This window comes from Scytonema sp. HK-05 (assembly GCF_963872035.1).
In the GTDB taxonomy this organism is placed as follows: Bacteria; Cyanobacteriota; Cyanobacteriia; order Cyanobacteriales; family Nostocaceae; genus Kalymmatonema.
This window is the reverse complement of sequence record NZ_CAWMYC010000140.1, coordinates 22263-44180: the sequence shown is the minus strand read 5'-3', so window position 1 is coordinate 44180 and position 21918 is coordinate 22263. Positions and strand designations below refer to the sequence as shown.

The 21918-nt window shown below is 43.4% G+C and carries 22 protein-coding genes and 1 pseudogene; 1 reads left to right on the top strand and 22 read right to left on the bottom strand.

Going from position 1 to position 21918, the window contains the following annotated elements; translation table 11 throughout:
• Positions 1-18 precede the first annotated feature (18 nt).
• The 13 genes and pseudogenes from AACT52_RS31930 to AACT52_RS31865 all read right to left on the bottom strand — a co-directional run bounded on the left by AACT52_RS31930 (position 19) and on the right by AACT52_RS31865 (position 13231).
• The gene (locus AACT52_RS31930; protein ID WP_073634647.1) at positions 19-660 is read right to left on the bottom strand and encodes a hypothetical protein; all 642 of its coding nucleotides are present in this window, start codon (positions 658-660) and stop codon (positions 19-21) included.
• Between the two features lie 197 nt (positions 661-857).
• Positions 858-1339, bottom strand: a pseudogene (locus tag AACT52_RS31925) (transposase domain-containing protein); the annotation flags it as partial.
• Positions 1340-2255: 916 nt separating this feature from the next.
• On the bottom strand, positions 2256-2690 hold the full coding sequence (locus AACT52_RS31915) for a GNAT family N-acetyltransferase (protein WP_083630658.1): 435 nt from the start codon (positions 2688-2690) through the stop codon (positions 2256-2258).
• A gap of 28 nt (positions 2691-2718) precedes the next feature.
• On the bottom strand, positions 2719-4125 hold the full coding sequence (locus AACT52_RS31910; protein ID WP_073634645.1) for an ATP-binding protein: 1407 nt from the start codon (positions 4123-4125) through the stop codon (positions 2719-2721).
• A 33-nt stretch (positions 4126-4158) separates the two neighbouring features.
• Positions 4159-4545, bottom strand: a complete 387-nt coding sequence (locus AACT52_RS31905; RefSeq protein WP_073634644.1) for a type II toxin-antitoxin system VapC family toxin — start codon at positions 4543-4545, stop codon at positions 4159-4161.
• The gene (locus AACT52_RS31900; protein WP_073634655.1) at positions 4545-4766 is read right to left on the bottom strand and encodes a type II toxin-antitoxin system Phd/YefM family antitoxin; all 222 of its coding nucleotides are present in this window, start codon (positions 4764-4766) and stop codon (positions 4545-4547) included. The genes AACT52_RS31905 and AACT52_RS31900 overlap by 1 nt, the downstream gene beginning before the upstream one ends.
• Positions 4767-4953: 187 nt before the next feature.
• Positions 4954-6618 carry an FAD-dependent oxidoreductase gene (locus AACT52_RS31895; protein WP_073634643.1) on the bottom strand — a complete coding sequence of 555 codons (1665 nt, stop codon included), beginning with the start codon at positions 6616-6618 and terminating at the stop codon, positions 4954-4956.
• Between the two features lie 224 nt (positions 6619-6842).
• Entirely contained in the window at positions 6843-7238 is a 396-nt protein-coding gene (locus AACT52_RS31890; RefSeq protein ID WP_073634654.1) for a VOC family protein, read from the bottom strand.
• Positions 7239-7443: 205 nt separating this feature from the next.
• Positions 7444-10101 carry an MGH1-like glycoside hydrolase domain-containing protein gene (locus AACT52_RS31885; RefSeq protein ID WP_073634642.1) on the bottom strand — a complete coding sequence of 886 codons (2658 nt, stop codon included), beginning with the start codon at positions 10099-10101 and terminating at the stop codon, positions 7444-7446.
• 189 nt (positions 10102-10290) lie between these two features.
• Positions 10291-10968, bottom strand: coding sequence for an NADPH-dependent F420 reductase (locus AACT52_RS31880; RefSeq protein ID WP_073634641.1), 678 nt, complete (start codon positions 10966-10968; stop codon positions 10291-10293).
• A 35-nt stretch (positions 10969-11003) separates the two neighbouring features.
• Positions 11004-11753, bottom strand: a complete 750-nt coding sequence (locus AACT52_RS31875; RefSeq protein WP_073634640.1) for an SDR family oxidoreductase — start codon at positions 11751-11753, stop codon at positions 11004-11006.
• 39 nt (positions 11754-11792) lie between these two features.
• A complete protein-coding gene (locus tag AACT52_RS31870; RefSeq protein WP_073634639.1) occupies positions 11793-12500 on the bottom strand; it encodes an SDR family oxidoreductase in 708 nt (235 codons plus the stop codon).
• Positions 12497-13231: an SDR family oxidoreductase gene (locus AACT52_RS31865; protein WP_073634638.1), complete on the bottom strand. Its 735-nt coding sequence runs from the start codon at positions 13229-13231 to the stop codon at positions 12497-12499. The genes AACT52_RS31870 and AACT52_RS31865 overlap by 4 nt, the downstream gene beginning before the upstream one ends.
• A gap of 50 nt (positions 13232-13281) precedes the next feature.
• Here AACT52_RS31865 and AACT52_RS31860 point away from each other — a divergent pair, with 50 nt between their 5' ends.
• A complete protein-coding gene (locus tag AACT52_RS31860) occupies positions 13282-13539 on the top strand; it encodes a hypothetical protein (protein WP_073634637.1) in 258 nt (85 codons plus the stop codon).
• Positions 13540-13635: 96 nt separating this feature from the next.
• Here AACT52_RS31860 and AACT52_RS31855 read toward each other — a convergent pair whose 3' ends face one another.
• From AACT52_RS31855 to AACT52_RS31815, 9 genes are all read right to left on the bottom strand, one after another.
• Positions 13636-14403 carry a glucose 1-dehydrogenase gene (locus AACT52_RS31855; protein WP_073634636.1) on the bottom strand — a complete coding sequence of 256 codons (768 nt, stop codon included), beginning with the start codon at positions 14401-14403 and terminating at the stop codon, positions 13636-13638.
• Positions 14404-14440: 37 nt separating this feature from the next.
• On the bottom strand, positions 14441-15181 hold the full coding sequence (locus tag AACT52_RS31850; protein WP_073634635.1) for a glucose 1-dehydrogenase: 741 nt from the start codon (positions 15179-15181) through the stop codon (positions 14441-14443).
• A complete protein-coding gene (locus AACT52_RS31845) occupies positions 15178-16065 on the bottom strand; it encodes a Cof-type HAD-IIB family hydrolase (RefSeq protein ID WP_073634634.1) in 888 nt (295 codons plus the stop codon). The genes AACT52_RS31850 and AACT52_RS31845 overlap by 4 nt, the downstream gene beginning before the upstream one ends.
• A gap of 150 nt (positions 16066-16215) precedes the next feature.
• On the bottom strand, positions 16216-16425 hold the full coding sequence (locus AACT52_RS31840) for a hypothetical protein (protein WP_073634633.1): 210 nt from the start codon (positions 16423-16425) through the stop codon (positions 16216-16218).
• Positions 16426-16557: 132 nt separating this feature from the next.
• Positions 16558-17364: an MIP/aquaporin family protein gene (locus AACT52_RS31835; RefSeq protein WP_073634632.1), complete on the bottom strand. Its 807-nt coding sequence runs from the start codon at positions 17362-17364 to the stop codon at positions 16558-16560.
• A 620-nt stretch (positions 17365-17984) separates the two neighbouring features.
• Positions 17985-18533 (bottom strand): hypothetical protein, encoded by a 549-nt coding sequence (locus tag AACT52_RS31830; protein WP_073634631.1) that lies wholly within the window; start codon positions 18531-18533, stop codon positions 17985-17987.
• 9 nt (positions 18534-18542) lie between these two features.
• On the bottom strand, positions 18543-19751 hold the full coding sequence (locus AACT52_RS31825) for an XRE family transcriptional regulator (protein ID WP_073634630.1): 1209 nt from the start codon (positions 19749-19751) through the stop codon (positions 18543-18545).
• A gap of 11 nt (positions 19752-19762) precedes the next feature.
• Entirely contained in the window at positions 19763-21211 is a 1449-nt protein-coding gene (locus tag AACT52_RS31820; RefSeq protein WP_073634629.1) for a 7-cyano-7-deazaguanine synthase, read from the bottom strand.
• The gene (locus AACT52_RS31815) at positions 21208-21834 is read right to left on the bottom strand and encodes a hypothetical protein (protein WP_073634628.1); all 627 of its coding nucleotides are present in this window, start codon (positions 21832-21834) and stop codon (positions 21208-21210) included. Before AACT52_RS31815 ends, AACT52_RS31820 begins: the two co-directional genes overlap by 4 nt.
• Between the last annotated feature and the right edge of the window lie 84 nt (positions 21835-21918).

Below are 21918 nucleotides of genomic sequence, written 5' to 3'. Positions count from 1 at the left end.
CTCCGCAGTTATCTTAATTTATATTCTCGACCAAGGATGAATTCCTTCTTCTTTGCATCTGCTATAAATTGAAGCTATGTGCATAATTTGAGCACAGAAACAGAAGAAGGCAAAAACCCCATAAATAGATATATCCAATTTGTATGCATAGATTGCTAAGACTGTGTATAACGCTACACCTAAAACGCGCATCAAAGCAGTGTATATGGACTGACCTCTTATATCCTTCTTAATCAGAGTTTGGTAAGTGAAAGCTAATTCATAAATAACGTAATAAATGCATATCGTGTAACCAAAAATCTTTTCATGAGAAAGATTTGAATATATTATTAATACTTTACGTAGTAAATACTCTAACCAGATAAGGTAAGAGAAAGTCGTAAAGAACCAAATATAAAAAGGCTTTTTATTTTTGTCTTGATAATATTTGAATAATAGCACCATGATAATGCCATCTCCAATACAAAAAAACCAAAATGTAATCCAGTCAAGAAGATTAATGGAAGGATCATAAGATAGGGCGTATACCACATTCCAGGAAAATGCACCTAATAAAGTGGCAAGAGGATAAGGACTAACTTTGTCTAGTAGTCCACGTCTTGTCGCTAAGAAGAAAAAAGTAATCCAAGTTAAGAGATACAAAATTCGTACAAATATCATTTGCTATTTACCAAATTCAGGTAGTTATGCGAGGGTTTCAAAAAACGTTTCTTAGGTATAGATATATCAATACTTCTTGGTTAAGCTCTAAGCAGTGTTGAGAATGGAGAAGTTAATATGCTCACGTTGAGTTCCAGTTCCTTTATGAAGTGGTTTTTTGAATAAGAACTTTGAGCGAGATTTTTTGACAACTCTGGGATTATTGCATCCACTATTAAATGAGTGCCAGCTTCAACCAGCAGTACTAACCGGACTTTGGGGAAAGCAGCTTTAGTGCCAGGACGTGTCCCAGGATAACCAAAGGCTCTGGCATTAGCTTCACTATCTGGCACATCCAAAACTGTCCCATCTACTGCCATAACTCGCAATTCACCCAAAAAAGCTCCTAGTGTTTGAGGTGTAGCCAAAGGACGCACTACAATCTCAAATAACTGACTCATGACTCGACACCCAATACGCTGTCTAGCTTCACTTATCGATGAACTGCTTGGCACTTGCCAATAGTGAGCTAGCTCAATCCACTTCCTGCTCAAACCATTCACTCCTATTTTTGAGGACTGTTCGTAATCGTTACTGATGACCACAAACTCATAGGGATTACAAGACTTACCACCAAGTGGGATGGGAGTTTTCTTTGACGCTCTTGTTGGCTGTTTGTCTCGCCAATTGCTTGTTCAATGGCATCCGAGGGTATAGCAGTTTCTATAGCCCTAAATACTTCAGCTGATTCGATTACTGGAGATATAAAGCAGAATTCTTGAGATACACTGATTTAACGATTGCCGAAAGGACACTGCGCTCCGCGCAATCGCCTATTGGGGGACAAAAGTAATTTACCTCGATTTTGGTCTTAACCGAGAAGTATTGATAGATATATTCTATTTCCTATAGCTGTAGTGACCAGTTACCTGTAATCTTTAATTAAACAGCTATGTTATTCAAGTTGCATTGAGGGCAGGGTAAGCGCATTTCAAACCCTATTTTTATAAATTTTTTCAATTGATGGTAAAATCATCCTCCCTGAATACTTCGATTTTTTCCAAGCTTTATTTAATGATTATCAAACGTTGAATAACAAAAATATAACAGTAATTATCTATATTTCTTTCTTCAAAAAATAATAAATAATACATAGTAATTTTTTATACTATGTATTATTCAAATATTTTGAATTTCTTGGCATAATTTTTGCGTTTATTGCAGCACTACTGGCATTATAAAAGCCAGTTAATAGATAATTTATAGATCCATGAATCCCGATCGTATCTATAAATAAGGGAGATCCAAAAAATAAAATCTCCAGCCTTTATGGTTGCTCTATCGGCATAAGAGGTTATTTGTGGTAAGAAAGGGCTTTGATTTGATGACTGGTAAGTGCCTAAGGCTATTCATTGCTAAAAACAACGATCAAGCAGATATACTTTTATTCTTTAAAGTATCTTTTTTAACTTTATTTATAAGTAAGTTTGACACAATGTCATAATATTTTGACTTTATTACTGGGTCAATACTTAATAATCAACAATTAACTTCTACCAATTTATGCGTATAATAGCATCCTAAATGCGTACACCTGCTATAGGTAATAAATTATATTAGTGAACAAATAGGATGTTAGTATTGTGTATAAAACCACAAAATGTGGTATTGAACCCATACTCAATAGCACCTCGTCCGGCTTCTGTCGCATAACCCTTGCCCCAAACCGCTTTTTTTAAGTGCCAACCCACCTCATAATCTTGGGTTGGTTTGCCCTCATTGTCAGGTAGTTGTTTCAGCAAGACGGTTCCTAGAATTTCTCCAGTTTGCTTTTCAACAATTGCCCACAAGCCAGAACCATTATTAAGTTGGCTATAGCGTTCAGTCACTCGTTGCAGTCTCACCCGGACGTTTTCCACACTCTCCTCGGGAATGCCACTCAGAAAGCGCACCACCTCTGAGTCGCCGTAGATTTCAAAGGCTTGTGCAGCATCAGCTTCAGGTATCCACTCACGAATAATCAAACGCTGTGTTTGGAAAATCTCAGTCATAGCTTGCATCCAATCAGGCGTGAAAATTCTACTCACAAGCTTCTTGACATGAAGGACTCACAACTTGAATAGGCAAATGCACTCGAAAGCGTGTCTCACCAGGTTGAGATTCAAACTGAATATCACCGTGATGTTTGTTAACAATAATGCGATAGGCAATTTCTAAACCTAAGCCCGTGCCTTTCCCTACTCCTTTAGTTGTGAAAAATGGTTCAAAAACGCGGGATTGAATTGCTGGTGGAATACCTAGCCCAGTATCGCCAATTTCCACAACCAGACAATTATTTTCTCTATAAGTACGAATCGTCAAATCACCTTTGCCATTCATTGCATCTATGCCATTGTCAATTAAATTTGTCCACACTTGATTAAGTTCACTGGCATAAGCACAAATTTTTGGCAAAGTGCGGTCATACTCTCGGTTAACGATGACTCCTTTTTTGAGACGATGATGAAGAATGAGCAAAGTATTTTCAATTCCCTCATGCACATCTATTTCTTGCAGAGGGGCTTGATCCATGTAGGAATAACCTTTAATTGCTTTTACCAACTCAGAAATACGGACGGTACTTTGCTCAATTTCGTGGATCAGCGCAAAGGATGAAAGTGTTGCGTCAAGCCATGTGAGGACATGACTTAGACAGTCAACGGGGATGTTGTCAGCAAGAGTATCAAGCTTTGAAGTGTCTAGTCCAGCGTTAACTAATGTGGGGGCAAGTTTCCAACTATTACTGATATCATGGTCTTCTAACCAGTCTGTCACTTCGTCTTCTTGATCGCTTTGGGTAATGGGGTCGAGTTTGGACAAGCGACAGGCGTGTAATGTTGCTTGATGTTGAATCTCTGTAATGAATTTTAGTTGCTCTTTGGATAGTAAATTGAGCGCTAAAGCTTGAGTTTGCAAGTTTTGAAAATTCTCGCGCAACTGCGAAGCCGCCCGTCGCGCCGCCGCCCCTGGATTATTCAGTTCGTGTGCCAAACCTGCTGACATTTTACCTAAGGCTGCCATCTTCTCTTGCTGCCGCAGTTGCACTTCCACATCTTTGGTGCGTCCTGCCATTGCGCTGAGAATCACCTCAGCAATAGGCGAACATTCAGTGAGGATATGTCTAAATGTTTCAACGTCGATTTGCAAAACGCGACTGGGTGCGATCGCACGCCCTGAGGCGATCGCACCCGTACCTGTCAGCATCGAAAGTTCGCCCATAAACTCACCACGACGATGAACAGCCAGCACTTTTGTTTCAACGCCAACTTGCTTAGTGACTTCAATTTCGCCTTCTAAGACAACAAAAAAGTGATATTTTGAGTCACCTTCACTAAACAACACATCACCTGCATTAAGTTCTATTTCAGTACCAAACTGCTTCATCTCCTCCAAAGCTTCGTCTGGCAATTTAGGAAACAGCATCGTTTGATTTGAGTCGTGCAGCATGGCAACTCCTTATATTAAATAAATAATTGTTACCTACCATAGCCCTTCGATAGGATAGGCATCAAAAGCTGAATCAACACTTAAAATAGGTATTTTTTCTACGATAGACTGTGCAATTAAAAGTCTGTCAAATGGGTCACGATGGTGAAAAGGTAGAGTAGCAACAACAGCAAGGTGGTCGAGGTTGATGTTTAGCAAAGAGAAGTTATTTTGGCTGAGTTGCTGCTCTATGAATATCCTAAATGGCAGATGAAAATTGAGCTTGCCTGTGCTTTGTTTAATTGCCATCTCCCACACACTAGCAGTACTAAGCAGAATTTTGTTATCTTCATCGTCAATTAATGCTCGTACTGTAGGACTAAGTTTCTGAATGTCCAGAATGTACCAAAGAAAGATATGAGTGTCTATCAACAGCCTCATTACATATAGTCCTTGAAATCTTCTAACGGTTCGTCGAAATCATCGGATATTGTAATCAAGCCTTTAGCACTCCCAGCACGGCGACGCTTCACTGGCGATATAGGAGTTAATTTGACAACAGGTTGATTGTCTTTTGTAATCACAATTTCTTCGCCACTGATGGCGGCTTCAATTAATTCAGGCAGATTTTTAGATGCTTCAGCGAGAGTTATTTCTTGCATGGCTGTCACCTTTGAGTTGTAAATCAATGTTGACATCAAATCCAAGAGATTCCCAGTATTAAGGTTTTCAGTTCATTGCAATACACGGCGGTTGTAGGGGCACAGCAGTGCTGTACCCCTACGATGTGGTAAATGCAACGCCAGAATTGCTGTATCTGGCAGACAACTTGTGAACTCATTTCAAGGATCACAACACGTTGCTAAGGTATCGATGAACGAACTGAACGCAAATTGAACCTTCACCAACGCCAGAAGCAACTCGCTTCACGGAACCATGACGCACATCACCCACAGCGAAAACGCCAGGGACGTTCGTTTCTAACAAATAGGGATCGCGTTCTAGCGTCCATCCCTTGATGCGTTGCCCATCTTTTTGCAAATCTGGACCTGTTATGATATAGCCGCGATCGTCTCGTGCAATGACACCATCTAACCATTCAGTGCGGGGAACGGCACCAATAAAAATGAATAGTGATGTTCCAGGAACGGTTTGCGTTTCACCTGTCAAAGAATTGTGAATAGTAAGTGCTTCTAAACTTGTTTCTCCTTTTGCCTCTATCACACTACTATGTGTCTTGACAATGATATTTGGTGTTTCTGCAATTTGCTCAATCAGATACTGAGACATACTCTTAGTTAGGGAGTCGCCACGCACTAACATCGTCACTGTGTGGGCGTATCTCGAAAAGTACATTGCAGCTTGTCCGGCTGAGTTTGCCCCACCAATGATATAAACTTCTTCTCCTTGGCAACTCATCGCTTCAGCCTGTGCGGCACCATAGTAGACTCCTGCACCAGTCAAACGGTCAAGTCCAGGCACATCTAACCGCCGCCACGACACACCCAGCGCTAAGATCATGGCGTGGCAACTGATTTCGCCACCGTCTCCCAGTTGCACAATTCGATACTGGTCTTCTAAGCGGATACCCGTAACTTCTTGTGGGGTGAGAATTTCAACGCCAAACCGTCTTGCTTGAGTCACAGCACGCCGTGCCAAATCGCCACCACTCAAGCCTGTGGGAAAACCAAGGTAATTTTCGATACGCGAGCTTGTCCCAGCTTGTCCGCCTGGGGCTTCACGTTCTATCATCACCGTGCGTAGCCCTTCTGATGCGCCATACACCGCAGCTGCTAAACCACCAGGACCGCCACCAACGATAATCAAATCATAAAACGGTTTTCCTGCTTGAGTTTGCAGCCCAATTTTCTCAGCAATTTGCAAGTTGGTTGGCTGTATAAGATGAGAACCATCAGCAAAGAGGACGACTGGCAGGTTTACTTTATCACCGCTAGCATATTCCGTGAGTTTTTGTCCTTCTTCTGATAATTCAATATCCATCCACTGGTAAGGCACTTGATTTCGCGCTAGGAAATCTTTAACTTGGTGTGAGTGCGGTGACCAGCGGTTACCGATGACGCGAATCCCTTCAAACGGTGGGTGGAAGTTTGCTTGCCAGTCTTCGAGTAAATCGTCCAGTATAGGATACAAGCGTTCTTCTGGCGGGTCCCACGGCTTCATCAAATAGTAATCAATTTTTGTATTGTTGATGGCGCGGATGGCGGCATCGGTATCTGCATAAGCGGTGAGTAAAGCACGTTTTGCCTCTGGGAACATAGACATGGCTTGTTCCAAAAACTCCACGCCGGACATTTGTGGCATCCGTTGATCGACAAGGAACAGCGACACTGGCTGATTGCGGAGTTTGAGTTGTTCCAACGCTTCCAAGGCACTCGCACCAGATTCGGCGCGGATAATTCGGAAGCGATCGCCATATTCTTGCCGTAGATCCCGCGCCACAGCTTGCAAAACTTCTGGGTCATCGTCAACCGTAATGATTACAGGTTTAGCCATAGCGCTTCGGTGACCTCCTTCATTTTTCTGATCTAAACTTGCGCAAACTTGTAGTCATAGCCATCTTTACGATGTACTGCTTTGATGTCGTTTCGAGAAACACTAATTACCAATTCTTTGCGGTAGCGAATATCAAAGTTTCCTTTAAAACGTACGGTTTTTAGTTGAGCAACTTTAATTAGGTTTTAGCCGTGTCCCTTGTTTAATTGCTGGTTTTTTTTATATCACACAAGAAACTCGTATAAACCAATTAGAGTTCCGTCTGGATCTCGAAGATAAGCTGTTTTGATTCCAAAGTAGGGATTATTCATAGGTGCTGCAGTAAATTGCACCCCTTTATGTCTTAATCGCTGATATTCCTCCTCTAAATCATGCACAGTAAAAATCAACGCCACAGTATCTTGACATTCAGCATGAGCAGGCTTTTCTGAGTTGTGAATCAATTGTGCCATTTCTTGCCGCCGGAATAGACTTAGTCTCATATCTCCGGCTTGAAACTCAGCATATCCGTCTTCTTCATTTTCTACAGTAACGTCAAATTCGATGACATCTTTGTAAAACAAGAAACAAGCCTTCCAGTCCTTGACAAGTAATCTTGTATATGATTTTCCAACTTTCATTAACTTTTTCCCTTTTTTCTTCGCGTCCTTCTCTTGAAGACGGCTTGCGCCGAATGCCTGTTTACGGTTTGCTATCAATTAAACACAACTAAACACAACAGATGCTCGAATTTCTCCTTAGGACAAGCGTCTTAGATATAAGTGGGATGACTGTAACCAACAATATCAAGAGACAGGCACATTTTTGCACCTTTAATCGCTGATTTCATAATTCTTTGCCATGTTCTGTGCATCGCTGAATCATTTCTGCGACGAGACCCGTCCAACCAGTTTGATGACTAGCACCTAAACCCGCGCCGTTGTCTCCATGAAAGTATTCGTGGAAAAGAATTAAGTCACGCCAATGCGGATTAGTTTGAAATACCTCGGTACCACCATAAACAGGTCTGTGTCCAGAGGAATTTCTCACAAAAATCTGACCTAGCCTGTTAGACAATTCAATTGCCACTTCGTTTAAGGTCATCTGATTACCAGAACCTGTTGGACATTCCACCTTGAATGAGTCGCCCATGTAGTGATGGAACCTTTGGAGTGATTCAATAATCAAATAATTCATCGGAAACCAAATCGGACCACGCCAGTTAGAGTTACCACCAAACAAATCAGTGCAGGATTCGGCTGGTTCGTAATCCACTCGGTACTCATGACCATTTACCGTTAGGATATAAGGATGCTCCTGGTGATATTTGGAAACAGAGCGGATGCCATAAGGACTCAAAAATTCTGCTTCATCTAACATTTTTTCCAGAATGCGGTGCAACTTATCTGTATTGGTGATTGCCAGCAATTTGCGGTGACCTGCCCCTAAGCTTTGCATACAGGCGATACCTGAAGTCAAGTCAGGTCGGTTTTTGATAAACCATTCTGTTCTTCGTTTGAAGGAAGGCAGTTTTTCTAAAATTTCTGGTTCTAGCGTTCCTACGGCAAACAAGGGAACCAACCCCACGACTGATCGCACTTTCATCGGGCAATGATGACCATCAGGAAAATGCAGCGCATCGTAGTAAAAGCCATCGGCTTCATCCCACAGTGCTATATCATTGTTGCCAATGCCATCCATCGCACTCGCAATGCGGAGAAAATGCTCAAAAAATTTGCTGGCAATGTCTTCATAAACTGGCTCATCTTTTGCCAGTTCTAAGGCGATTGTCAGCATATCCACGGAGAACATACCCATCCAACTGGTACCATCAGCTTGTTCTAAGTAGCCACCTGTGGGAAGTTCAGAACTGCGATCAAACACGCCGATGTTATCTAACCCCAAAAAACCGCCCTGAAAGATATTCTTGCCCTCGATATCTTTGCGATTTACCCACCAAGTAAAGTTGACGAGTAACTTTTGAAACACGCGCTCTAAAAATTGCTTATCAGCACGTCCGTACATCTTTTGCTCCATTTCGTAGATGCGCCAAGCTGCCCAAGCCTGAACTGGAGGGTTGACATCACTCAACGCCCATTCATAAGCGGGAAGTTGACCGTTGGGGTGCATATACCATTCTCGCGTCAGGCGGCTAAGTTGCCGCTTGGCAAAGTCTGGGTCAATCATGGCTAAGGGTATCAAATGAAACGCCAAATCCCAAGCAGCAAACCAAGGGTACTCCCATTTATCGGGCATTGAGATCACATCATCATTAAAAACGTGTAGCCATTCGGAGTTTCTGCCCTTTTGACGCGACTCTGGCGGCGGTGGACCTGAGGGATCGCCTTTTAACCAATCTTCTACCACGTAGTAGTAAAATTGTTTACTCCACAATAGCCCTGCAAATGCTTGTCGCTGCACATTGCGTTCGTCCTCGGTTGCAGGAAACGGAGAAATGCGCTCATAAAATTCATCGGCTTCTCGAAGGCGATCGCCCAAAATCGTATCAAAATTAGCCCCAAATGGTTCTGCCAGTTCTGGATCATTAGAAAGTCGCAACCGCACAGTTTTGGTTTCCCCTGGTGCGATCGTCAAGATATAATGTGCTGACATCTTCGTACCAATTTGATTAGGATTAACTGCATCTTTACGACCCTGAATCAGATAATCGTTAATCCCGTCTTTGGCGTAGGCACAAGCATTATTAACACCAAATAATCTTTCACAATTTGTCTCGTTTTCTGTAAACAGCAATTGTGTCGCTTCGTTACAGTACAGCCATCTGTTTCCTAAAGTTGATTCAAAAGCTTCTATCACACTGAGGTGAGCATCAGATTTTAACACTTTGACAAAAGGCTTTTCTTGATTGGGATACCAAGACCAAGTATTGCGAAACCATAGCGTTGGTAACAGATATAGTGTTTTTTCCTCTGGTCCTCGGTTGACTACACTAATTTGAATGAGAATATCTTCCGGTGTATTTTTGGCGTATTCAACGAATACATCAAAGTAGCGGTCTTCAGCAAAAACACCTGTATCGAGCAATTCAAACTCGAATTCTTTACGACCTCTGGAGCGGTTTTCTTGTACAAGTTGAGTATATGGGAAAGCAGCTTGTGGGTATTTATAAAGACATTTCATGTAAGAGTGGGTCGGGGTGTTGTCGAGATAGAAATAGTATTCTTTGACATCTTCCCCGTGATTGCCTTCATTTCCTGTTAAGCCAAAAATTCGTTCTTTGAGAATTGGGTCTTGACCATTCCACAAAGCGATCGCAAAACATAATCTTTGATGGTTATCAGAAATACCAGCGATTCCATCTTCACCCCAACGATAAGCGCGGGAACGGGCGTGGTCGTGCGGGAAGTAGTCCCAAGCACTACCGTCAGGGCTGTAATCTTCGCGGACTGTTCCCCATTGCCGTTCGCTGAGGTACGAACCCCAGCGTTTCCAGTAGGCAATGCGATCGCGATCTTGTTGTAATCTTGCTTCTTCAGCAGTCATGGTTTCACTCCAGGTCATAGTTTTACTTCAGGGTAACGTAGAGGCAGCGCACACCTTACCTAATACCACTTGCTGTTGCTGGCAAAATACATCAGTTTTTCTCCTAAGTTTTAAGTCTCATGCGACTTTCGCACAACTAGTAGGGTGGGCAGTAAGCGCCCACCTCACACATTTGAGATTTAAAAAGAATTACCGATACCCTGCGTTTCGACCACCAAGACGCTGTTTTTTAGCTTCTAAAACCTTATTGACAGAAATAGTCGTATATGAGCCAAGTTTCATTCCACCAATCATAAAACGGATAAAGTCCCCTAAACCTTCAACCATGCGAGCGCTACGTAACGATCCGCAGTCAATAGGAGAAAAACCTATTTCTTCAGCAAGCGTCATGACTGTTTTCTTAGCCTGCTCGTTATCAGCACAAATGAAACACGAAACGTTATATTCCTTGAGTGGTTCGGGGCTTAATTCAAAAACTTCTTGCGCCATTGTGTTAAATGCTTTAACCACATGAGCATTCGGCACATTTGCTGCCAGTTTTTCGGCGAGTGATTCATCGAAAATAGGTTCAAAAGCAAAACCTTCAGGAATCTCCCGGTTATTACAGTCAATCAAAACCTTGCCTGATAGAACCTCGGTTGAGGACAGCACGCTAGAAGGCATTTCACGGACTGAATAGAAGATGACATCGGCAAATGCAACTGCTTCATCATTGGTTCCGCCTTTGGCTCGGTGTCCCGCAAATTCGGCTACAGATTTACCCTTATAGGAGTCGCGGGAACCGAAAAAAACTTCGTGACCCTGTTCTGCCCACAAGATCCCCAAAGACCTTGCCATATTTCCTGTACCAATCGTGCCAATTTTCATGTCTTAGAGTCTCCTAATGGAAATTGGACAAAAAGCTACAATTCTTGCTCAGTTGGACGGATTAAAATTTCATTGACATTAACACGAGGCGGCTGAGTTACGGCATAGGCAATCGCAGCAGCAATATCCTCACTTTCGAGTACCGTTAATGACTCATAAAACTGGTCTGTCAGCTGCTTAAACTCTGGGTTGGTAATTTGGTCAGCTAATTCTGTTGCCACCCCACCTGGCTCAATCACAGTGACACGGATTTTGTCTTTATAAACCTCCTTCCGTAAAGCTTCACTGAAAGCACAAACTCCAAATTTAGTGGCATTATATACTGCATAATTAGGTACAGCAACGCGACCAGCTACAGAGGAAATATTCACAATATGTCCTCCGCCTTGAGCTTTCATTAAAGGTAGGGCAGCATGGGTAGCATACATCAAACCCAGTAAGTTGATATTAATCATACGTCGCCAATCTGAAGTATCTGCACCTTCAACTGGACCAACAAGCATCACACCAGCGTTATTGACCAAGATATCCACACTGCCGAAATTGCTGTTAGTCTTGTGAACCATTTCAGCCACTTGGGCTTCATCGGCAATATCTGTAACGAGGGAAAGCGCCTTTCCACCACCATCTGTAATCTGTTTTTCCAACTTCTGCAGTCGATCAGCGCGTCTTGCTGCCAATGCCACCTTTGCTCCCTCCGCTGCTAGGGCTAGGGCGGTTGCCTGACCAATGCCCGATGAAGCGCCAGTAATTAGCGCAACTTTTCCATCTAATTTATGTGCCATTTTTGACTCCTATGTAGAAATGAAATTCAAATTAATGCTTTAGTAAGAAATTTCTCGGCGATCGCGGAACAACTTCCCACTTAAGTTTGGTGAAGCTTCGGTTGCAAGCCAGATCACAGTGTCAGCGCCCTGTTGCGGGGAACGGGGTGCGGAAGTACCGCCCATATCTGTTTTGACCCAGCCTGGATCTATAGCGTTGACTGCAATGCCTTTTGCTTGTAAAGCTTGCGCTAGCATAATGGTTGCCCCGTTGAGGCTAAGTTTAGACAAGCAATAACTGGGAACATCAAAAGAAAGCCCATCCAACTGTCCGTAACCACTAGAAACATTAATGATACGGGCTTGGGGTGCTTTTTCCAGTAGGGGTAGGAATGCTTGGCTTGTACGAATCGGTCCAAATGTGTTGGTGTTCATTGTCCGATTCAGCAATTCGCGCGAAATAGTCAGAATGTTCACGCCTTCATCAGGATAAATGCCTGCGTTATTTACCAGGACATCCAGTTGAGGAATTTCCTGACTTAAATGCTTTACAGCTTGGTCGATGCTTTGGTCATCTGCGACATCAAGTTCGACGACATGCACTTTTGAGTTGGTATGCAATTTTTCTGCTGCTGCTTTGGCTTTATCAAGCGATCGCGCTGCAAGAATCACATCAAACCCAGCTGCTAGCAGCCCTTGACAAATGGCAAAACCAATGCCTTTATTCCCGCCAGTGACAAGGGCGTATTTTCCGCTAAATGGCGTCATACATATCCTCCTCCTGCTTGGAAGGTATGCCCCGTAATCCATCGGCATTGGTCGCTAACAACAAAGGCGATGACATCTGCAATATCCTCTGGTTTCCCAAGACGGTTAAAGGGCGACTGTGCAGCTGCGGCTGTTGGATCGTCACCAGAGTGGGCAAACATCTCTGTTTCTGTTGGTCCTGGCGAAACTGTGTTGACTGTGATGCCGCGCTCTCCAAGTTCCATCGCCAGAACTTTGCCCATCAACTCCACAGCCGCCTTGCTACCAACATAGAGGCTGAAGCCTGCCTTTGGGCGTACAACTAAGCCACTAGATATATTGACAATGCGCCCGTTTTTATTAAGACGACGGGCGGCTTCCCTCATGGAGAAAAAAGTTCCTTTCCTGTTCAACCCAAAGACCTTATCAAAGGCGTCTTCTTCCGTCTCAGCAATTGGTCCACCAACACCTGTTCCAGCATTGTTGACAACTATGTCAGGCGTTCCGAAATGTTGCTGCGTCTGGTCAAACAGGCTGACAACGTCTTCGACTTTGCTAAGGTTTGCTTGGATAGGAACGGCTTCGCCGCCCTTATCTTTAATTGTGGTAACGACATGGTCAGCCGCATCCTGATGACCGCCGTAGTGGACAACCACCTTAGCGCCATCTTGAGCAAGTCGTTCACAAATGGTTGAACCAATGCCACCAGAACCACCAGTGATGATCGCAATTTTTCCTTCTAGTGATTTCATGGTTTTTCTTTATAGCTGTTTGCAATTGGGTAAGATACATCAAAGAAATAATGAACCACAGATGGACACAGATGGACACAGATAAATTTGTACTTTATCTAGTCGCGCCCAGAATACCTGTACTATACATACTCGGTTGGTGGGGGACGGGCAGTTGCTTTATGCCGGGGAACCCTTTCGCCAGTCGCCTGCTGTCGGGAAAGCCGTCATTCGCGTTGGCTCACCACCGCACTGCCCTCATGAATGGCTACGACGGTATTGGGTACTGGGAATCAAAATTTCGTGGTGGGTTGAAACCCGCACCATAATTAATCAGAGTGAGAACCCAATCCCCAATCCCCAATCCCCAATCCCCTTCATGTAAATGAGAAGGACTATATTTGTGCAGACGTTTAACGTTTGATTTACTGCTCTTGATAATTCCACAGCAATCCGCCATCGACAAAAAAGGTTGAGCCTGTGATGTAATCAGCATCAGATGAAGCTAAAAAGGCGACTAAGGAAGCAACATCCTTTGGTTGACCCAGGCGTCCGAGGGGTATATTCTGTAGCACAGCATTCAGCTTTTCTTTGTTTTCCAACAAACTCTTATTAATCGGTGTTTCAATTGCTCCCGGTGCAACGTTATTGATCGTGATCCCCAAGGGTCCGAGTTCCACCGCCAAGTTTCGCATCAACATCTTTACACCACCCTTGCTGGCACAGTAAGAGGTAAAGTGCGGGAACGGCAATTCTTCATGCACTGAACTAATGTTGATAATTTTTCCAGGGCGCTGAGTTTCCCGGAAGTGCTGGACAACAGCCTGAGTTGCAAAAAATACACCTTTGAGGTTAACGTTAAGTACATTGTCGTAGTCCTCTTCTGTCACATCCCAGAACGAGGCATTCTTTTCCAACCCAGCGTTATTTACCAAGATATCTATTTTGCCGAAATGTTGGATACCTCCGTCAACCATCTGACGAATATCGCTGACGACACCTAAATCTGCTTTGATAACTAAGCCTTTGCGTCCGCTGGCTTCGACTTTCGCTTTGGTTTCTTCAGCACCTTCAGGGTGAGAGCGATAGTCAATGACGATATTCGCACCTTCTTCGGCAAGACGAATGGCGATCGCCTGTCCGATTCCCTGACTACTACCTGTCACCAACGCAACTTTGCCTTCAAGTTTCATGTCTCATTCTCCTTGTTGTCAAATTGTTGTCAAAAGGTTAAATTGTTGCTCCGCCATTTGCCAAAATGTGCTGTCCGGTGATCCAGCGTGCTTGCTCGCTCACTAGGAAAGCAACGACATCAGCAATATCCTCAGCTCGTCCCAAACGACCAAACGGAGAACTCATTGCCGCCGCTTGCTTATTTTCTGCCGATACTGAGTCAAACATTCCCGGACTCGTTGGTCCTGGAAGAACGCTGTTAACTGTAATCCCACGTCCTCCCAATTCTTTCGCTAGGACTTCTGTAAATAACTTCTCTGCGGCTTTACTAGCAGCGTACACAGCAAGACCTGGACTGGGGAACACGCTTGTTGAGGAAGAGACATTGACTATGCGTCCGTTATCCAACATTTGCCGAGCAGCTTCTTGGAGACAGAAGAGGACACCCCGGACATTGATGCCAAAAACTGCCTCATAATCTTCTTCTGTCACTTCTGCTACTAATCCTCTCCGTGCAATTCCGGCATTGTTGACCAAAATATCCAACTGCCCGGATTGGTCTATAACTGTTTGAAACAAGCGACGAATATCTGAAACTTGGCTGACATCTGCTTGAATAGCGATCGCTTGTCCACCTTGAGATTTGATACTTTCAATCACCTCTTTAGCTTCATCAGCGCCACTTCTGTAGTTGATAGCAACTGTTGCGCCATCTTGAGCTAATCGTTCGGCTATCGCCCGTCCAATGCTCCGGGATGCTCCAGTCACAATGGCAACTTTATTTGTCAGTGGTTTCATTTTCGACTTGTGTTTTGATTTTCAATGCTTAAAATGAAGCGCTCAACTGCTTGAGCAAAGCCCTCGTCTTCGTTAGAAGTTGTGACGTAGTTGGCGGAGTGCTGCACATCAGCGCTGGCGTTACCCATCGCAATACTCAAGCCGCTGCGCTGAAACATCGGCACATCGTTGGGCATATCGCCAATTGTGGCAATCTCCGAACTCTTAATCCCAAGTAGTTCTGAAAGCCGGTCAACCACTGTCCCTTTATTGGCGCGGGGATGGGTGACATCCAAGTAGTAGGGTTGGCTACGAGCTGCGGAGACGTACTCAGCACCAGAGGAACTGGCACCAGCTTTGCACAAAACTTGTTCACTAAACTGTTGTTGCACGTCTTTTTCGCACTTGGCGACAGCTTCTAAGTCATCGCTGACTCCGACGATTTTTGCGACGTTGTCTAGGAGGTCATCAAAGCTGGGAACGACAGTCGGCGGAAACTTGACTGTCTTCTCTTCGCGATCAACGTGGGAACCATGCCGTTCATGCACAAACCAGTCATTGCCGCGATAAATCCAGACATCGAGTTTATGTGCGGTGATGATTTCAATGACTTGCTTGGCGATCGCCCCGCTCAGGACATTCTGGTCGATGATGGAAAAGTCCGGATTGAGGAAGACTCCACCATTAAAGGCAGCAATTGGTGTGGTTAGGTGGAGGGCTTCGACGACCATCTTCATCCCTAAAGGTGGGCGACCGCTGGTGATGGCAAAGCCAATGCCTGCTTCGTTAAGCTTGCGAACAGCATCACGGGCGCGATCTGTCAACACTTTCTCGCGGGTGACTAGAGTGCCATCCACATCAGCAAGTAGCAAGGAGACTTTTGGTTGTTGAGATTGTATAGTCATATTTATTCTTAGTACAGCATTTGATTAATTCGTAACGTTTTTAAACGCAGAGGGGCGCGCTCGGTAAACGCAAAGGTACACAGAGTACAGAGTCTTCGTTCAAGTTTTCGCGCGTGAACTTATGGAATCATGTACTTAGCCTTGACGAGTCTACTGTTCAATCAATTTTTTCAAATACAGGTATGCTTCTTCTGGTGTCAGAGGTTCAGACTGCTTGTCGTTAGGAATGTAGAATATCCAGTTATCAGGGAAATAATGGACAACAAAACTAGGTATCAAACCCAGTGCCATTGCCTGTTTCCCTAGTTGTTCGGCTTTTGCTTCCAAGCTGAGTTGGTCGTGGAACTCATAATTGCTCATAATTGCTGATCTCCTTAGTACGGCATTTCATTAATTCGTAATGTTTTTAAACGCAGAGGACCGCTAAGTAAGCGCAAAGGGACGCAGAGTTTTCGTTTAAGTTCTCGCTATGAAAGAGATGCAATCATGCAGTTAGCTTGCGGTTCGATGGGGAACTTTGACGTTTTTAAATATACAACGGTAGTGGGACACGTGAAAAAGTTTTGCGGTCAAAATTTCGCTATCCCCGAAACTCACCAAGCGAAAAACTCCCACCGCCAGGATTGCACCAAACGGTGGTGCAATGCAGTAGAGCCATTGGTGTTGCCAGAACCACGAAACTAAAGCAGGACCAATGCTACGTGCTGGATTTAAACTCGTGCCAGAAATCGGCGATTCCAGCCAAACCATTGTTGCTACCAACAGCCACGTCATCAGTGGTGTCCAACGCATCAAGCGACGACTGCTGACAAAAATAAAAATAGCCAGCACAAGTATTGCCGTCATGGTCACTTCCGCCAAAAATACATACCACAATGGATAACCTGTCCCAGGTAAAGCCATCCCATTATTCACATTGGCAGCATATTTTCCCCAAACAAATACTAACAACACTGCACCACTCATTGCGCCGAGAAATTGGGCAATAATGTAGCCGCATATATCATGATGGTGCATTTTGCCTTGTAGCCAAAACCCCAAAGAAACAGCAGGATTAACGTGAGCGCCACTCAGTTTTCCCAGCGGCGAAATTGCAACGAGCGAACCAGTTCCAGAAAACATCAATCCCGTAAGCAGCAAGCGTATGCTCTTATCAGGTATGAGTTGTTGCATGGGCAAGCCTTGAGCAAAATTGAATACAACAGCGCTCAGCCCCACAAAAACAAGAATTGCGGTTCCGAGCAGTTCTGCTCCGTATTCAGGCCAGTGCAGTTGTTTCCACCATTTGAGGTTAGCCATGATTTTATATAGAAGCACAAACGAGCTTTTTCTAATGACTCAGGCTTTTGCTGACGATATTGACTTGCTCTAGAGCTTGATTTCTCAGTCAGCCACTTGCAAGACGACGAGCTTTGCTCATGCTTACATCATTTTTTTCATCTGCGTCCATCTCCGTTCATCTGCGGTTCATTATTGATCATCTCTGTAACTAGAGAATTGTCTAAAAGATTGGCAAATATCCTGAGGTATTGTGTTTTACCCCACATTCCGCACTTCAAAATGCAATACATTGATGTTTCAATTAAGATTACCAATGCTAACCAATATAATAATACCTTTGCCAAAACAAGACGTAGTATAATTTTTGCCGAAACAGCTCAAGACAAGCTTGTGCTTAATTATTAGGCAAAACCTAGAATCCTGAAGCAGACGTACAGGACAGTCAAAATTACTTCCACAAAAACTATACAGGATTTTATTGACTCAGTTTTTTGCCATCAGGTAAAAAGAAGCCTGTAAAATCTTAGGTTTTTTCTATATCAAGCCTCGTAAATTGGCGAAGGTATTGATATAGCAAGCTTTTCTAAACTCTATTTCCATTTGAGCGTGGAGCTCGGCTCAATGCAAATTAGTTATGCTTATTTAGAGGATTTTTGCCACCAAGTTTGCAGAGGATCATTTTTTGGTGGTACATAACGTCCTTTAATCCTAATTGCATTGAGGACGTTACTTAATACTAAAGAATCAATGCTTTGTTTTTCTGACCAGTGTTTAATTATTTCTGGAGTTGATAAAATCTGAAGATGGGGAAATTTCTTTTGAAGAAACTTGATCGCCTTGTCGTCATCAGTAGCGATCGCCCATTTTCGGTGAACAGCGATCGCACAAGTTGCAGATTCGCCATCATCAAGATCAACAGCGTAATTTACAAAAGATTCCTCCTCCTCTTCTGACTCAAAATCCACAACTTTTAGTAAACCTTGTTTAATAGCTTCTTCAAACTCTAACACAGCATGATTTTCTTCTTCCTGAAGTCGTTGGAGTGTTTCTAATTCGCGTTCTTGTACAACTGTAGTAACGACAATTTCAGCAGGAAGAGATTTCAAAATTGCCAGAAATTGACCCGACGCACAAAAGTTGATAACACAACAAGCATCAAGAAGAATATGAGAGTGAGTAATTTGCATGAATTGACCTCACTTCCCAGCAGTTTGAATTTGACGCAAATCAAAATCCGTATCTTCCTCCGTCATTCCGCTTGAATACTCTCTTAATGCCTCAGCAATGCGACGGGCTTCTAAGCGATCAACATGGAGAAATTCAGCAAAACGCCCTTCAGTAATCAAACCTTGATCTAATGCCTCAATTGCGAGATGCTGATAATGAAGTGGCATTAGATCAATCCTTTGGGGGATTTGTTCTAAGCCAAGTTCCTCCTGTACCTTTCTGACTTTTAAACCTCGATCTCGCAATTTATCCCAAGTTCCTGAAGGTAAAAGTCCCATTTCCTCTAACCGATAAACTAGTGCTTCTACGGACACTCCATAGTAATGGGCTAGTGTAAATAAATTAGTCGGGGTGAATTTGCCGTGTGTACGGTACATATCATTAAACCGCTTTAGCAATCCACTGGTAGGCATGAGGAAATATTTGGGGAAAGTTTCCGCTAATTGCTCACTTTCAGGAAATCGCTGATATTGACCATCAAAGTGGAACTCAGGTTTTTGCCGATGTGCCAAAAAATGAAGGTATCCATGCGCCATTGACCAGCGTCTTCGCTCCTCTGGATGATTAGCATTGATGGCCATACAACCACCGACTTGCTCGTTATAGCTATACACTTCTGAGTATTTTTGTGGCATGTGCAAATAGAAGATACGTAACCCCACATCTTGTTCTAAGATGTCCCGCAGCTGAGGAATAGGAGCATCACCTAAACCCAGCCGTTGACGCTCTGCAACTGCTATACTCTCCGCAGCCGATTTGATCGGCATATCGGTTACTTGATACTCAAAAGGATAGTTTTGCGGTAGTGGTGCGTCCATAATCTTCTCAAGTTCTAGGTAATTCTGACATAATTCCTCCAAATGAAGAATGAATGGTTCAATTTCTGCCTGTTGTTCCTGACTGCGTTGATAAACTGCTCGGAACTGCACTTCAAAAGGTTGCACAGCTGGGCGCGAACGCACAAATTCACTCACAGAGCGCCCATAAGCACGAGCAAGTTTAATCAGTTCATTGGCTTTGAGACGGCGTTCTCCTTTTTCTATAGCAATCATAGTAGTACGTGCAGCATCAATAACCTTGGCTGCATCAGCTTGAGTCATACCGCATTTTTTACGGGCTTGTTGTAGGAGTTCACCTAATGTCCGCAGGTCGATGTTATCCAGGATGTTGGTAGCCATGATGTTTTGCCTCAACCTTGTTGAGATGAGACTACGTATTTACTAAATGCTTTCTGATAGCTGCCTTTATTTAATAATCCGTTTACAATCTGTGATTCCACCGCATTCCATTCAGAAACATAATTTTGATAAAGTTGAATTAAACGACTTCGCATATCAGCAGGTAATAAATTTTCTGCCGTAGCCGTTCGATCAACTACGTCATCAAGTATTGGAAACTTTTTAGTCAGAGTTTTCCAGGGTTCATCTGAGACAGCAAACAAAGAGTCGAGGGTGCGAACCTGTGCCTGCATATTCAGGAAGCATAAACTCGGATCTTTAACTGGAGGCTTTCCATGCAACACTACATAGCGAGTTCTATCTTTTATGTTAGTAGCTGCAAGTGATTGTCGCCTTAAAAGACAAGAAGAGCAGTAACCACATTGAACTGGCTTTTGGCGATGTGGACTGTCACAAGACATAGTTAACGGTGGCAAGTCCTCTCTTCCAGTTTTAGCCAATGCTTTGCACATTTCGGCTTTAGTCCAAAACAGAAAGGGGTTTTTTACCTGGAACTCCTTTCCTAAAAGCTCAGAAACAACATCACTTACCATCAGCAAAGTCAGAGGATGAACAGAACGAGAGTGATCCAACCCCACAGCCGATTCACGATATGGAAGGTTGATTGCACCCATTCCATTTTCATACAGATAAAGAATCTGTTGCCCCATAAGGTACGCACAAGCAGAACCTAGAAGAGTGAAGACAACACCCCGCACACGAGAAAGCTTGTTTTTTTGCTGCTCACTACTATCATCAAATCGGATTGGGACGCGGAAAAGATTGCAACGACCAGGGAAGATAGATTCAATTTCTTTATATACTTTTTTCTGGCGTGCATATACACTATTGTTACTGCCAGATCCAAACAAGATGAACTGTTTTTCTGGATACATCATAAGGCGAGTGTACAAACCTGCAAGCGCATCCAGTCCACCACTCCACAACGTCACTTCACATCCTTGGGGTAATATCTGAAGAGATTGGTGTTGTTCAACAAGGCGTTGCGGTGCAATCCGTTTTTGGAAGTCGAAAACCCATTCGCTATCAGTTGTCCATTTAAGTAGGTCATCTAGTTTTGTGAGAAATGGTTCGGCACTTAGTAATTCTGGATGACGTACTGGGAGTCTCACATGAAAGCGGCGCTGCTTCTCTGTAAGACTTTGAGGCGCAAGACGGTCTGAAGTATAGATGGCAACAGCAAGATCAATGAGATCGGCAACAATAGCCGGAAACTCTGCCTGAACACGATATTTGAATTCTGTATCGTCTACATTAATACCAATAGTTAGCTTTTTATCTTGAGAGTGATCAATAAACAATACAGATCCATTGCTATTCAACACAGGTTGAAAGTGCAAAGTATAATCGCTGTAATCACTTTCGTTAAGTTTTTGCTGAAGCGAAGGTCTGTAGTTCATATTACCAAATCCTCCTCAAGGTCAATCTCTTTGACTTGCGATCGCCGATTTCGTCTCAGGTTGCCTACACCCTCATCTACATTGGCCTTTTTTGCCCATTTGTTAATCTGGTCAAAGATATCTTTCCTTAGTGCCTCCCTACGCTCTGTAAAAGTTAAATTGTCAACTTGGGCGTGGTCATTAGAAATGGGTGGAATTCGTGCCTCAAATTCTGATACATACACTTTCTGCATATATCCTTCTATCACTACTTCTGGAATAGTGCTGGTGTCAAATTGCTCACCATTACGCAAACGATTGAGAATAATCTTTCCAGCCTCAAGGGCAAGTGACTTAGTTCGATTTGGTATGTTGGCTTGTTGTGCTAATCTATCAAGTTTTTTACTTAAATCAGCCCAATCTATAGATTGATTCTTGTCAGAATCTTTAATTCCTCGGGCTAGAAGTTCCCCCATAGCCTTGGCTATCAGAATAGCAGCATCACCTTTTTTCTTGAGATCCTTCAGAAAGGGTTGCATCGTCATCCAGGCACATTCGTTGCGCTCAAGCTTTCCTTCGCACAGTATTCGGTATGGCTTCTGATAAAGTCCTGAAAGCCCGTGAAATATATCCCCATCAGGCATGGTTCGACCTCCAATGCTGGAACCCTTTATATGATGAACTTAGCTTATATATCTAACAATGTCAATTTTTAAGAATATAATTTT

Bases quoted from the DNA above. Each gene is read 5' to 3' on its own strand.
- AACT52_RS31865 (WP_073634638.1), bottom strand. From the start codon at position 13,231: ATGAAATCACTAGAAGGAAAAATTGCGATCATCACTGGTGGTTCTGGT.
- AACT52_RS31915 (WP_083630658.1), bottom strand. From the start codon at position 2,690: ATGACTGAGATTTTCCAAACACAGCGTTTGATTATTCGTGAGTGGATA.
- AACT52_RS31820 (WP_073634629.1), bottom strand. From the start codon at position 21,211: ATGAACTACAGACCTTCGCTTCAGCAAAAACTTAACGAAAGTGATTAC.
- AACT52_RS31880 (WP_073634641.1), bottom strand. From the start codon at position 10,968: ATGAAAATTGGCACGATTGGTACAGGAAATATGGCAAGGTCTTTGGGG.
- AACT52_RS31840 (WP_073634633.1), bottom strand. From the start codon at position 16,425: ATGAGCAATTATGAGTTCCACGACCAACTCAGCTTGGAAGCAAAAGCC.
- AACT52_RS31890 (WP_073634654.1), bottom strand. From the start codon at position 7,238: ATGAAAGTTGGAAAATCATATACAAGATTACTTGTCAAGGACTGGAAG.
- AACT52_RS31845 (WP_073634634.1), bottom strand. From the start codon at position 16,065: ATGACTATACAATCTCAACAACCAAAAGTCTCCTTGCTACTTGCTGAT.
- AACT52_RS31895 (WP_073634643.1), bottom strand. From the start codon at position 6,618: ATGGCTAAACCTGTAATCATTACGGTTGACGATGACCCAGAAGTTTTG.
- AACT52_RS31905 (WP_073634644.1), bottom strand. From the start codon at position 4,545: ATGAGGCTGTTGATAGACACTCATATCTTTCTTTGGTACATTCTGGAC.
- AACT52_RS31885 (WP_073634642.1), bottom strand. From the start codon at position 10,101: ATGACTGCTGAAGAAGCAAGATTACAACAAGATCGCGATCGCATTGCC.
- AACT52_RS31900 (WP_073634655.1), bottom strand. From the start codon at position 4,766: ATGCAAGAAATAACTCTCGCTGAAGCATCTAAAAATCTGCCTGAATTA.
- AACT52_RS31870 (WP_073634639.1), bottom strand. From the start codon at position 12,500: ATGACGCCATTTAGCGGAAAATACGCCCTTGTCACTGGCGGGAATAAA.
- AACT52_RS31825 (WP_073634630.1), bottom strand. From the start codon at position 19,751: ATGGCTACCAACATCCTGGATAACATCGACCTGCGGACATTAGGTGAA.
- AACT52_RS31850 (WP_073634635.1), bottom strand. From the start codon at position 15,181: ATGAAACCACTGACAAATAAAGTTGCCATTGTGACTGGAGCATCCCGG.
- AACT52_RS31830 (WP_073634631.1), bottom strand. From the start codon at position 18,533: ATGCAAATTACTCACTCTCATATTCTTCTTGATGCTTGTTGTGTTATC.
- AACT52_RS31855 (WP_073634636.1), bottom strand. From the start codon at position 14,403: ATGAAACTTGAAGGCAAAGTTGCGTTGGTGACAGGTAGTAGTCAGGGA.
- AACT52_RS31835 (WP_073634632.1), bottom strand. From the start codon at position 17,364: ATGGCTAACCTCAAATGGTGGAAACAACTGCACTGGCCTGAATACGGA.
- AACT52_RS31860 (WP_073634637.1), top strand. From the start codon at position 13,282: ATGAACCACAGATGGACACAGATGGACACAGATAAATTTGTACTTTAT.
- AACT52_RS31875 (WP_073634640.1), bottom strand. From the start codon at position 11,753: ATGGCACATAAATTAGATGGAAAAGTTGCGCTAATTACTGGCGCTTCA.
- AACT52_RS31930 (WP_073634647.1), bottom strand. From the start codon at position 660: ATGATATTTGTACGAATTTTGTATCTCTTAACTTGGATTACTTTTTTC.
- AACT52_RS31910 (WP_073634645.1), bottom strand. From the start codon at position 4,125: ATGCTGCACGACTCAAATCAAACGATGCTGTTTCCTAAATTGCCAGAC.
- AACT52_RS31815 (WP_073634628.1), bottom strand. From the start codon at position 21,834: ATGCCTGATGGGGATATATTTCACGGGCTTTCAGGACTTTATCAGAAG.